3 protein-coding genes and 7 pseudogenes are annotated in these 12,703 nt (G+C 58.7%); all 10 read right to left on the bottom strand.

Annotated features, from left to right (window positions below):
- The gene (gabP, locus tag PSH88_RS13255; protein WP_305426706.1) at positions 1-1,407 is read right to left on the bottom strand and encodes a GABA permease; all 1,407 of its coding nucleotides are present in this window, start codon (positions 1,405-1,407) and stop codon (positions 1-3) included.
- 717 nt (positions 1,408-2,124) lie between these two features.
- A pseudogene (locus PSH88_RS13250) lies at positions 2,125-3,940 on the bottom strand (glycosyl hydrolase family 28 protein).
- Positions 3,941-4,061: 121 nt separating this feature from the next.
- Entirely contained in the window at positions 4,062-4,358 is a 297-nt protein-coding gene (locus PSH88_RS13245; RefSeq protein ID WP_305483548.1) for a tautomerase family protein, read from the bottom strand.
- Between the two features lie 26 nt (positions 4,359-4,384).
- A complete protein-coding gene (locus PSH88_RS13240) occupies positions 4,385-5,161 on the bottom strand; it encodes an ABC transporter ATP-binding protein (protein ID WP_305483547.1) in 777 nt (258 codons plus the stop codon).
- A gap of 10 nt (positions 5,162-5,171) precedes the next feature.
- Positions 5,172-6,010, bottom strand: a pseudogene (locus PSH88_RS13235) (ABC transporter ATP-binding protein).
- A gap of 11 nt (positions 6,011-6,021) precedes the next feature.
- Positions 6,022-6,932: pseudogene (locus PSH88_RS13230) on the bottom strand (ABC transporter permease).
- A gap of 62 nt (positions 6,933-6,994) precedes the next feature.
- Positions 6,995-8,600 (bottom strand): annotated as a pseudogene (locus PSH88_RS13225) (ABC transporter substrate-binding protein).
- Between the two features lie 45 nt (positions 8,601-8,645).
- Positions 8,646-9,650 (bottom strand): annotated as a pseudogene (locus PSH88_RS13220) (ABC transporter permease).
- Positions 9,651-9,735: 85 nt separating this feature from the next.
- Positions 9,736-11,336, bottom strand: a pseudogene (locus PSH88_RS13215) (ABC transporter substrate-binding protein).
- A 72-nt stretch (positions 11,337-11,408) separates the two neighbouring features.
- Positions 11,409-12,562 (bottom strand): annotated as a pseudogene (locus PSH88_RS13210) (mandelate racemase family protein).
- Positions 12,563-12,703 lie beyond the last annotated feature (141 nt).

The following is a 12,703-nucleotide window of genomic DNA, read 5'->3' as shown; positions in this document are numbered from 1 at the left end:
CTATACACTTTCCGCCGACACCGCCCTCTGCGGCTGCCCATGATGACGCGTGGTCACAAGGCCGATAAAGGAAATCACCAACGCCAGGACGATGGTCGAAGAAACCTCCATACGGTGCTCGGGCGTCACCATCATCACCGCCAGCGCTGCGCAGATGAAGGCAATGACCAACCAGGTGAGCCAGGGAAACAACCACATCTTGAAGGTCAACGTGACGTTCTGCCGAAGCAGAATCCTGCGCATGCGCAATTGCGACACTGCGATAACCAGGTACACCAGCAACGCAATGGCACCGGAGCTGGCGAGCAGAAACTGGAATAAGCCGGCGGGCATGAAGTAGCTGAACAAGGTCACACCGGCGCCCAGTACGGTGCTGGCGATTACCGCAGCCCTCGGCACGCCCGCCGATGACGTTACCTTCATCGGCTCCGGTGCATCACCGCGCTTGCCCAGCGAAAACAACATGCGTGAGGAAATATAGATCGACGAGTTCATGCAGCTGGCCACGGCAATCAACACCACCACATCCACCAGCAATTTGGCATGGGGAATGTTCATCAGCTCCAGCGCCCGCTGGTAAGAGCCCACGGACGCCAGCAACGGATCATTCCAGGGCACCACGGAAATGACCACGAAAATGGACAGTAAGTAGAACACTCCGATGCGCCAGATCACCGAGCGTGTGGCTTTGGCAATGTTCTGCGCAGGGTTGCTGGATTCGGCGGCTGCAATGGTTACCGCTTCTGTCCCGATGAAGCTGAACATGATGGTGATGAATGCCCCTACAACCGCTGACAAGCCGTTGGGCGCAAACCCGCCATGTTCCTCCATGAGTCGACTCAACCCGCTGGCCTCCCGCTCGGGAATCCAACCCATCAACACCGCAAAACCAAGGCCGATGAATCCGATGATTGCCACGACCTTGGCCATCGCAAACCAGAATTCGAACTCGCCATATTTCGACACGCTGAACAGGTTGGTCACGACCAGCAGAATGATCGACACTAAAGCAAACAACCAAGTATCGATCTGTGGGAACCATTGGTTCAATACATGGCCAGCCGCGAGCGCCTCGATCGGTATCACCAGAACCCAGAACCACCAATAGAGCCAGCCGATGGTGAAGCCCGCCCAACGCCCGATTGCCTGGTCGGCGTAGGTAGAGAAAGATCCGGTGTCCGGGTTGGCAACCGCCATTTCGCCCAGCATGCGCATGACAAAAACGACCAAAAGGCCGGAGAACAGATAAGCCAGCAACACCGCCGGACCGGCGGCAGCGATGGCATGTCCCGACCCAACGAATAAACCTGCGCCGATAATCCCCGCGATGGAAAGCATTGTGACGTGACGCGGCTTGAAACCCTGTGCCAACTGACCATTCGAATCTTTCGAGTTCAGGCTATTCATCGTTTTGTTATTCTCTGGTGATCGACGTTAGGGCGTACTGACTGAGGGTCAGGCGATCATCATTTCTTCCTGTTTCCGCTTCTTGAAAGCGGCGCGCCTCAAACGCTCCTGAGCTTCTAAATCAGTCATCACGGCTACGCACAGCCATGAAAGGACGCGTCACCTTACGCGTCTTACGTTGAAAACAAGTAGCCTGAGCGCGCCACGTGCGAGTCTGATCTCGACATGCACCCAGTGCGATGCAGTTCGGCGATCAATCACGCCAGCGATATCAGGCGCTGATACTCGCGGCGCTCCGAGCACCGGATTGATGTACTGGAAAATGTACCCATTGGGGCTGGATCTGAGTGTTTTCAGCGGCGGCGCGCGGCAAAAGTCAAAGAAAGACTTTTCTTTGGACGAAAAAAATGGACCTCTTTTCAGAGATCCATTTTTTAATGCTTGGAGCGGGAAACGAGACTCGTATCTAGCGTCCGGCCCATTGAAATCTAAGGGGTTTCTTTTCTTGCCGAAGCAGGAAAAGACTCAATTCTGGACTTGTTTTCAAGGTGTATCAAGAGCCAAGAAGGAGTGATTCCAGGCTACACTATTGGATTCTACCTATAGCCAATTGACGACTTTGGCGGCTAGAAGTCCAGCTTTGAACTCGGCGTCACCGAGATTAACTTCATGGCTTATTCTCCGCGCAAGTTCATCGACCTGCACTCCAAGCAACGACTATGGCGGCGTCGGGTCCACCGCGTTGAAAGACAAACCCTGGCTATTACTCACTTGCCATGAATTCCCCCCACCCGTCTCGCTGAATACAACGCTGTCGAACTGCGAATCCTTCAACCCATCGATCTGCACCTTGGCCGGGCCACTGAAGCGTACGCGTTCGAACACCAAACCCTGATGCCAGGCGTTGCTCTGACTATCGCCCTTGACCTCGATCGCCTTGCCTTGCGCATTCTCGACGCTCACATCAGCGACTCGAATATCCCGGAATTGCCCCGGGACTGTTGAACGCTGGTAATCCAGTTTGGCGTTCGGATCATTGTAGTCGAGGGTGAAAATGAAGGCCTGTTTGACGGTATTGCGAATCGCCGAATCGCGGAAGGTGACGTTCCGCGCCCCGCCCCCCATGAAGTTTGTACTTTTCATTCGCAATCCCGCATCGGTGCCGTCAGAGACGTTGTCCTCGGCCAGGATGTTCTGAATCCAGGCCCCCGTGTGGCTGCCGGCAACCACCATGCCATGACCTTTGCGAAAGTAGTTGTTGAAGATCCACGCATCCTCCTGCGGCTTTTGATGCACCGCATCGGCACCGGTGCCAGCCGCGAAATTGACGCAGTCATCGCCGGTGTCGAAGAAGTTGTTGAAGACCAACGCGCCTTTGCTGTTGGCGAACTCGATACCGTCGCCGTTGTTGGCGTCATAGGTCTTGTGCGTAGTGTTGGCCAGCACCACGTTTTCGGTCTCCAGGTTCATGATCCCGTGGAACGCCGGATTCAACACGGTGAAACCGCCGTAGAAAACGTTTTTCACATTGCGCAGGGTGATCAGCGAAGAACGCATCTGCCCGTAGGCATCCTTGACATTCATGCCACGCGCCACCGCTTGCTCGACTTGAGCCTTGGCCAGGATGCCGTCCTGCAGGTAGCGCGTGTTATCACTGGGCAGGTAGAACGGTAATGGCTGACCACGCTCGTCGACGATATCGGTGCGCCGCTTCCAGCCATTACCGTCAAGGGTGCCCTTGCCAACGATACGGATATTTCGAACGACTGGTGTTGACGCGGATCACGCGGCAAGGCGTTGATCAGCGAGGCCGGGCGCACCGTGCTCGAATACGGGTACTGAATGTAACCCTCCAGCGGATAGTCTTCGGCGCGTTCGGAGCCCAGCAGTGTCGCTCCTTCGGCGATTTCCAGGGTCATGTTGCTTTTGAGATAAAGCGCGCCGCTTTTGTAGATGCCCTTGGGCAACAACACTTTGCAGCCAACGGTACAGGCTTCGATCGCAGTCTGGATGGCCAGGGTATCGAGGCTGCTGCCGTCGCCCTTGGCGCCGTACTTTTCACGTCGAACACCGCTGCAACCTTCGTCGTACGTTGCACGAGGGCTGGACTGTCAGCTGATTCCTTGCCATCGGCACCCACTGCACGCACGGTGAAACGGTATGAGGTGTCGGGTTTGAGACCTTGGGCTGTGTAGCTGTGAATGCCGATGCGGTAGTGGAAGTTCGCGGTGTCCTGCTCGTAGAAGCGGTCGATATAGGGCTTGGCCGGCGATACCCGGTCATTGTTGGCGTTGCTGTTGCCCAGCAGGACGCCGTTGGCGTAGACCCGATAGTCCTTGATGTCGGTGTGATCAGCAGGTTTTTCCCAGACCAGGATGATCTGCTGATCATCAAAGGCCAGGGTCGGCACTTGCAGTTTCGACGGTGCTTGCAGCGCCCACGATGACAGACTGCAACTCACGGCCAGGGCGGCGATCAGTGACCGCGCCAGAAAGTGTTTGGGCAGAGCAACAGCGGGAGGTTGATACGGCATGTCGTTTTCCTTGTCTTTGCCAGTCATCACGCCAGGGGGCCTGACCCCACGGGGTCAGGCCGACAGCCCGGTTTCTTCGAGGTATTGGCTACGATTGACGAACGTTTCCCTGGCATTTCCCTTACATCCATGGACAAGGCTTCGACGTCTGGCAGCAGGCCCACCAATGCGGCCAACACCGCCGAAGCCAAGCTGCGTTGCTGTTCGGCACTGCGCCCGGCAAACAGGTATAGGGCCACATGGACGAAATCATCTGGGTAGACCCGCAGCGGTAATGGACAAAACCGTTGAGTCGAACCTTGATATCCCCCGGCTTGAATACGCCAAAGGCGTCGAGGGCATCGTGCACGGTGGCCAGCAGGGTCTGCTCGCCGCGCTGGGCCAGGGTTACGGGGCAATCGATGAGGCAATGGGGCATGGTTGTTTCTCCGCAAATCGGTCGGTTCAAACGGCCATCTGGCGCTCGGACTCTTGGCTGAAATCACGGCTGGCCTGCACCAGCATTCTTGTATAGGCGTGGGTCGCCAGGTCCTGACTGAGTGCCTTACTGTCGAGCAGTTCAACGATCTTGCCTTGCTGCATCACCGCCACCCGATCACACAGGTGCGTCACCACACCCAGATCGTGGGTCACCATCAAATACGTGAGCTTCTCGCGCTGGCGCAGATCCGCCAGCAAGTTGAGGATTTCCGCCTGCACCGAAACATCCAGTGCCGACGTCGGCTCATCCAGCAGCAAGACCCTGGGTTCAAGAATCAACGCACGGGCAATCGCCACTCGCTGGCGCTGACCGCCGGACAACTGATGCGGATAGCGATAGCGGTAACTGTCGTTCAAACCCACCTTGAGCAGGATCTCGCTGATCCGGTCGTCCTTGTCCGCTACCCCGTGAATAATCAGCGGCTCGCGCAGCGCAGTGTCGACCGTATGGCGTGGATGCAAGGAACCATAGGGGTCCTGAAAAACCATCTGCACTTGCCGGAAATGCGCCTTGGGAATCTTGTGCTGCAACGGTACACCGGCAATGCTCAGCTCGCCGTTCCAGTGCCGATACTGCCCGGCCAGGCAGCGCAGCACGGTGGTCTTGCCCGAGCCGGACTCCCCTACCAGGCCAAAGGATTCACCATCGGCAACGCTGAGGCTGACGTCGTGCAGCACTTGATTGAGGGCCGGACCAACGCCGAAACTCAGGTTCAGCGCGTGTGCTTGGATCATGGGCATGGTCAATTCCTCAGCAAGTCAGCCAGAGCGGGTCGCGTTGCAGCACCGGCAATCGTTCGCGACGATTGTCCATGCTCGGCAATGCCGCCAGCAGGCCACGGGTATAGGGATGTTGGGCGTGTTGCAGGTCGCAGGCAGCCAGTGATTCCACCACCCGCCCGGCGTACATCACCAGCACGCGGTCACAGTAGTTGCGCACGAGATTGAGGTCGTGACTGACAAAAATCAGCCCCATCTCCTGCTGCTCAACCAACTCTTCGAGCACGCTGAGCACTTGCTGGCGCACCGAGACGTCGAGGGCTGAAGTCGGCTCATCGGCGATGATCACTTGCGGACGAGTGATGACCATCATCGCGATCATGATGCGCTGGCCCATACCGCCGGAGACCTCATGGGGATACAGGTTGTAGACCCGCTGCGGATCGCGGATATGCACCTTTTCCAGCATTTCCATCACCCGCTCGCGGGCTTCGCTGCGGCTAGCCTTGTGGTGGGCCAGGTACGCCTCGGCAATCTGGTCGCCGACCTTGACCACCGGGTTCAGCGAGTACTTGGGGTCTTGCATGATCATCGAGATGCGCTGACCGCGAATCTTTTGCATGACTTTTTCACTGGCCGACAGCAAATCGACTTCACCGAACTGCATGGCCTTGGCGGTGATTCGGGTACTGGCCGGGTGCAACTTGAGCAGGCTGCGTCCCACAGTTGATTTGCCCGAACCGGACTCGCCAACGATGGCCAGTTTTTCGCGCCCCAGGGTGAAGGACACATCCCGTACCGCGTGGTTTCTTTCTGACCATTGACGAAGCGCACATTGAGCCCTTCGACGTTCAATTTGATTGCAGACATACAGCCTCCGGTTACTCGCTGCGCGGATCAAGAATGTCCCGCAGGCCGTCGCCCAACAGGTTAAAGGCCAGGCTGACCAGCATGATCGCCGCGCCTGGAACAGCCACCAGCCACCAGCACTCAAGCATGTAGCGGCGACCAGTCGATATCATCGCGCCCCACTCCGGTGACGGTGCCTGGGCGCCCAGGCCGAGAAAGCCCAACGCCGCTGCGGTGAGGATGATCCCGGCCATGTTCATGGTCAGGCGGATAATCACCGACGACATGCACATCGGGACAATGTGCCGCAGGATAATTCGCGATGTCGACCTTGCAGCTCGACCGCCACGCGAAATCCGCCTTGCGCAACGACAGGGTTTCGGCCCGTGCCAGCCGCGCAATCGGCGGCCAGGAGGTCAAGGCAATCGCCACCACCGCGTGTTCGAGGCCAGGACCCAGGGCCGCGATAAACGCCAGCGCCAGTACCAGGCTGGGGAAGGAAATGAAGATGTCGGTCAAGCGCATGAAGACCGTGTCCACGAGGCCGCCGTAATAGCCGGAGACGTGCCGATAAACAAGCCGATAGGACCGACAATCACCGTGACCAGCGTGATGATGTACAGGGTGATGCGTGAGCCATAGACCAGCCGGCTAAAGATATCCCGGCCGTATTCATCGGTGCCGAACCAGTGAGCGGCGCCGGGCGCCTGTAGCGCGTTGGCGAGGTTCTGCGCCACCGGATCATGAGTGGCTATCCAGGGGGCAAATGCCGCGACCACAACCAACAGCATCGCGACCAGTAGCCCGGCCAGGGTCATTGGGTTACGCAACAGGTGGTGCAGCACTTTCAGGCCGCTCTTGCACAAGGCATCGAAGCTGGACCCGGGGGTACGATCCACCTGCCGTTTGGCGTTGGATCGGTAGAAGACATGTTGGCAATCATTGGCATGTTCTCGGGTTGAATTCAGGATCACCCAGCGCGTCCACAGACACGACCGGCCGCATTCAGCGTTGCTTGTAGACGCCCAGGTAACGCGTCGCCTCGGCATCATCGCCAGCGAACCCTTGACGTCGGCAGCGCTGACCACGGTGTCGGTCATCTGCGAAATCATCAGGATCGGCCCGATCTGTTGGTCGTAGAGTTCCTGCGCCTGGTGATACAGGTTGAGCCGCTGCACCCCGTCGCGTTCGACCCCGGCCTGGTCGATCAGGCTATTGAGCTGCGGGTTAAAGAACGAGGCACGCCAGCCCTGGAAGTTCGGCAAGCCGGCGTCATCGCTGTTGTTGGGGTTGTAGGCGAACGTCCGCAGGCTGAAATACGGATGCGGATACCGCTCGGCGCCACGGGCGACGATGATCTCGAAATTTCGCGCACGCATCGCGCCGTACACCTGATTACCAGTGCCGGTGACGATGCTGGCCTTGATCCCGCCTTCGGCCAGCGTCGCTTGCAGGCGCGCGGCGATGTCGATGAAGGGTGGCTCCGATAACGTACGAATGGTGGTGCTGAAACCCTCGGGGTAACCGGCTTCGGCGAGCAGTTTTTTCGCCTTGGGCACGTCCATGTGATAGCCCGGATCCGGCAGGCGCGCTTCCAGGCTCAGTTGCATCGGTTGCTGATTGAGCTTGCCGTAATACGGCATCACCTGTTCGTCCAGGCCTTGTAGTCGATCAGGTTGCGCACCGCTTCGCGCACCTCGGGCTTGGCGAACTCAGGCTGTTTCATGCTCATGGCCACGTAGTACATCGTGCCGCGCGGTAACGACTGCACCTGAATTTTTTCCGAACCGTCGATGGCGCGAATGTCTGGGGCGGCCATGCCGTAGGCCAGGTCAAGGTCACCGCGTTCAAGCATCAGGCGCAGCGACTGGGATTCGGTCATGTGACGCACCACCACACGTTTGAGCTTGGCCGCACCGCCCCAATAGCCGTCGAAACGGGTCAGCAGCAGAGAGTCATTGGCGGTCCATTTGGTCAGTACGAATGGGCCGCTTCCTGCTTCGTTGGTCACCAGCCAGCCGGCACCCAGATCGCCATTTTTCTCATGCGCCATGCCGTCTTGCGGTCCACCACTACGGCGCTGGGCGAGATCGCCAGCGAGTCGACCAACAGCAGCGGGTCCATGTTTGCGGCAAATCGATAACCAGGGTGTGGGCATCACTGGCACGGATCAGCGATTGAATGTTATCGACGTTGTAGCCGTAGGCTTTCCAGGTCGTCGCCAGACCGAAGTTGAGTTTCATCACCCGGTACAGCGACCAGGCGACGTCTTCGGCGGTCAGCGGATTGCCGGAGTGGAACTTCACATCCTGACGCAGATGAAACGTCACCTGCTTGCCGTCCTCGCTGATCGCCCAGCGCTCGGCCAGTTGCGGCAAGTGTTTTTCCGGTTGCCCTGATCTCGCTTGATCAGCGTGTCGTAAAGGTTGGCGTTGACGCCGGACGCATCCAGGCCGGGCGCATTGGCCGGATCGATGGAGAACAGATTGACCATGCTCATGCCGACGATCAACTGATCGGCCGGCGTCTTGGCGTTGGCCAGCGTCATCGGCCCGAGAGCCAGGACCGCCGCCATCAGGCCAGCGTGCAGTTTGGTAAATGCAGTCGTCATTAAAGAATCCTTCTTTTTATAGTTTTAGTGCTGCTGCGTTGCGCGTTAACGGGTGCGTGGATCGACCTTGTACAAGGCATCACTGATCAGATTGAGCGCGACGAAAATCAGACCGATCACCAGCACGCAGCCCATCACCGCGTTCATGTCGCCGAGCATCAGACTGCTGGTCAGGTACTGGCCAAAACCGGGCCACGCAAACACGTTTCGATGAGCACCGCGCCTTCGAGCAGCGAGCCATACGCCAGCGCTACCACTGTCAGCAACTGCACGAGGATGTTGCGAAAGGCATGCCCCCAGACCACTTGGCGACGTGACAGTCCCTTGACCCGGCGGTGATGATGTACTCCTGGAAAGCTGTTCGAGCATGAAGCTGCGCGTCATCCGGCTGATATAGCGACCGAGTTCAGCCGAGAATCAGCGCTGGCAGGACGATATGGCGCAAGGCGCTGGCGAAGGCTTCCCAGTCTCGCGCCAGGGCCGAGTCGATCAACAACAGGCCGGTGACGTCGGGAACCATGCCGTCATAGGCCAGGTCGATCCGCCCGGCACCGCCGGCCCAGCCCAGCCAGGCGTAGAACACCAGCAGGCCCATCATGCCCAGCCAGAAAATCGGCGTGGAGTAACCGAACAAGGTGATCACCCGAGCCACATGATCCCCAAGGCGTCCCTGATTACTGGCCGCGCACACGCCCAGCGGCAAACCGATCAGAACACCGAACAGAATGGCCAGGGTCGCCAGTTCGATGGTCGCCGGGAACACCCGCCGGATATCGTCGAGCACTGGATGACCGGTCAACAGCGCGTTGCCGAAATCGCCATGGAGCAAGTCGTTGAGGTACAGGCCGAACTGAGTCCAGATCGGTTTATCCAGCCCCATCGCCCGGTACACCTGTCGTAGGTGGAACTGTCCGCGTCCGGCCCGACCACCGCCAGTACAGGATCGAGCGGCATGACCCGGCCGATGACAAAGGTCAGGGCCAACAGGCCGAGCAACGTCACCAACACCGTAGTGGCGCGCTGGACGGTATTGGAAGCGCGAGCGCCCATGACAGAGGCAGTCATAACAAACATAGTGAGCTCCTGATAAATCGGTCACCGCTGTAGCCAAGACGCGAGGTCACCCGCGCGGTTTTCAGCGCTTCTTGTAGACATCCTTGTAGCGCGTGGTCGCTGCCGTGTGGCCTGAAAGTCGGCAACATCGGCGTAGATCAGCACCGTGTCGGTCATCTGCGAACCGGCAAAATCGCGCCCACCTGTTGATCGAGTTGCTCCTGGATTTTCCGGTACTGGACCAGTTGTTTGTTGGCGTCAGGCTCGACTTCAGCGCTCTCGATCAGTTGGTTCAACTGGGTTGTAGAAAGAAGTGCGCCAGCCTGGAAGTTACTCAACTTGGCCTCGTCGCGGTTATCCGGGTTGTACACCAGCGTGCGCAAACTGGAGTGGGGATGGCGCTCTGCCCCGCCACCACCGCGTCCGACGATGATGTCAAAGCTGCGCTCACGCATGGCGCCGTAGATCTGGTTACCGGTGCCGGTGATGATGCTGGCCTCAATCCCGGCTTGAGCCAGCGTCGACTGCAAGTTGGAAGCGATGTTGATAAAGGGGGGCTCGGCCAGCACGCGGATGGTGGTCTTGAAGCCGTTGGGGTAGCCCGCGTCGGCTAACAGTTTTTTCGCTTCATCGACATTCAGCCGATAACCGGGATCGGGCAAGCGTGCGGCGAGGCCCAGTGGCAACGGCCGTTGATTGATTACCGTAGTGCGGCATGACGGTCTGGTTGATGCCTTGGTAGTCAATCAGTGAACGCACCGCCTTACGCACGCGTGCATCGGCGAACATCGGTTGCTTCACACTCAACGCTACGTAATAGAGCGTGCCGCGCTGCAGGGTTTGCGTGCGCACCTTGTCGCTTTTTGCAGGGCTTCAATATCCGGCGCGGACATGCCTTTAGCGATGTCCAGGTCGCCGCGCTCGATCATCAAGCGCAACGACTGCGACTCGGTCATGTTGCGCATGACGATGCGTTTGAGTTTGGCAGGACCACCCCAGTACCGTCGAAGCGGCTCATCAGAATCACGTCGTTGGCACGCCAGTCATTGAGCACGAAGGCCCCACTGCCGGCCGCATGGGTCACCAGCCAGGCGGCGCCCATGTCGTTGTTCTTCTGATGTTCGAGGACTTTCTTGCGATCGAGAATGAACGCACTTGGCGAGGTCGCCAGGTATTGAGCACCAGCAGCGGATCGGTCGGCCGTGGCAACTCAATGACAAAGGTATTGGCATCCGTGGCGCGCATAGAGCGCTCGACGTTCTCGGCACTGAAACCGTACGCCTTCCAGGTCGAGGCCAACGCCAGGTTGAGCTTGAGTACCCGTTGCAGCGACCAAGCGACGTCTTCGGCAGTCAAGGGGTTACCGGACTGGAACTGCACGCCGGTGCGCAGGGTGAAGGTCAGGGTCTTGCGGTCATCGCTGACCTGCCAACGTTCAGCCAGGGCCGGTAGCAGGCGATCAGGCTGGGCGACGTCTTGCACCAGCAACATGTCATAGAGATTGGCATTGATCTCCGACACATCCAGCCCGGTGGCTGCCGCAGGGTCGAGGGACAGCAGGTTGATCATGCTCATGCCGACAATCAGTTGATCGGCCGGCGTCTTGGCATAGGCGACAGGTACAGCGGCGACCGCCAGGGTGGCCACCAATACCCGCGCCCACAGCGAAGGAAAAATGCTCATAGCGAGAGTGCCTTTCTTATATTTATAGGGCTTTCGGACGGCCCGGCATGCACCGGGCAACCCGTGTACTCGTCAGAAACTGTTAAGCGTATGGGTCTCGATAAACTCGAAATCGATCTCTTCACCCAGGCCCGGCAAATCGGACAGGTGCACAAAACCATCGTTGTCCATCGGTCGACCAGGCGCTTGAGGTACGCCGGCACCTCGTCGTAATCCAGGTACGGGTGCAGCAACCCACGCTCATACCAGGTGCAGTTTTTTATCGCCCCGACCACCGCCAGGTTCGCTGCGCCATTGCCATGGATTTCGCAATCCATGCCGAAGGATTCGGCCATGTGCGCGACCTTCAGACACGGTGCGATCCCCCCAACCCCGGCCACACCGGCCCGCAGGATGTCGCAGACGTCGTGCTTGACCCAACTGGCACGACTCAGGTGTTTGCCGGACAGGGTTTCCGGTCCCAATACCGGGATGTCCAGTTGGCCCGCCAGCCAGGCATAGGACTCGGCGGACTCTTCCATCATGGGTTCTTCGAACCAGGCAAAGTCGAGCTTCTCCAACTCGCGCCCGATGTAGAGCGCATCGGTGCGGCTGTACCAGTGATAACCGTCGAGCATCAAGGCGATGTCCGGCCCCACCGCTTCGCGCACGGCGGCGCACGCTTTGACGTCGATGCGCGGGCTTGGGGCGAAGGACACGGGCGGCATCCAGGTGTGCAACTTGATCGCCTTGTAGCCACGCTTGACCAGGGTTTCGGCGAAACGCCCGTAATCTTCTGGCGTCGCCAAGCCGCCAGGCAATTCGTCGCCGCACATGGTGGAGCCGTAAGCCGGGACCTTGTCGCGAAAGCCACCAATCAACTTGTGTACCGGCACGCCAAGTTTGCGCCCCGCCCAGTCCCACAACGCTTGTTCCACCAAGGCCAAGGCACGATCGGTCAACTGGCTGGCACTGCCGCGCTGCCAGTGCGCCAGGTCGTGCCAGATTTTCTCGCGATCAAACGCGTTCTGCCCGACCAGCACTTTGCGCACAAAACCGTCCAGCACATAAGGACGAATCAGTTCCGGCGCACCGAAGGCATAGCCTTCGCTGCCGTCTTCGGTCTGGATGCGCAGCAAAGCCATTTGGGCTTGGGAGACATCACCGGGGTGAGCATGACCGGCGCTGTCCACTGCGCGGCGGGTCGGATAGGCAAATACCTGGACGTTGACTGCTGTGATTCTCATGGACGTCTTTAGCCTTCTTATTGGATTTGTGACAGGAATGTCGTCTGTTGTCGCCGATCATATGTCATCGTACAACGCATGAAAAGACCCAATAAATAACCTACAACCCCTGCCTTTTTCCTCCATATCCAACCAAAACGC

Origin of the sequence: Pseudomonas wuhanensis (genome assembly GCF_030687395.1) — a bacterium.
GTDB lineage: Bacteria > Pseudomonadota > Gammaproteobacteria > Pseudomonadales > Pseudomonadaceae > Aquipseudomonas > Aquipseudomonas wuhanensis.
The sequence above is the reverse complement of the archived record's forward strand: the minus strand, read 5'-3'. Positions and strand labels throughout refer to the sequence as shown.

Coding starts and splice junctions, on each gene's coding strand:
- gabP (WP_305426706.1), bottom strand. CDS start 1,407: ATGAATAGCCTGAACTCGAAAGATTCGAATGGTCAGTTGGCACAGGGT.
- PSH88_RS13245 (WP_305483548.1), bottom strand. CDS start 4,358: ATGCCCCATTGCCTCATCGATTGCCCCGTAACCCTGGCCCAGCGCGGC.
- PSH88_RS13240 (WP_305483547.1), bottom strand. CDS start 5,161: ATGCCCATGATCCAAGCACACGCGCTGAACCTGAGTTTCGGCGTTGGT.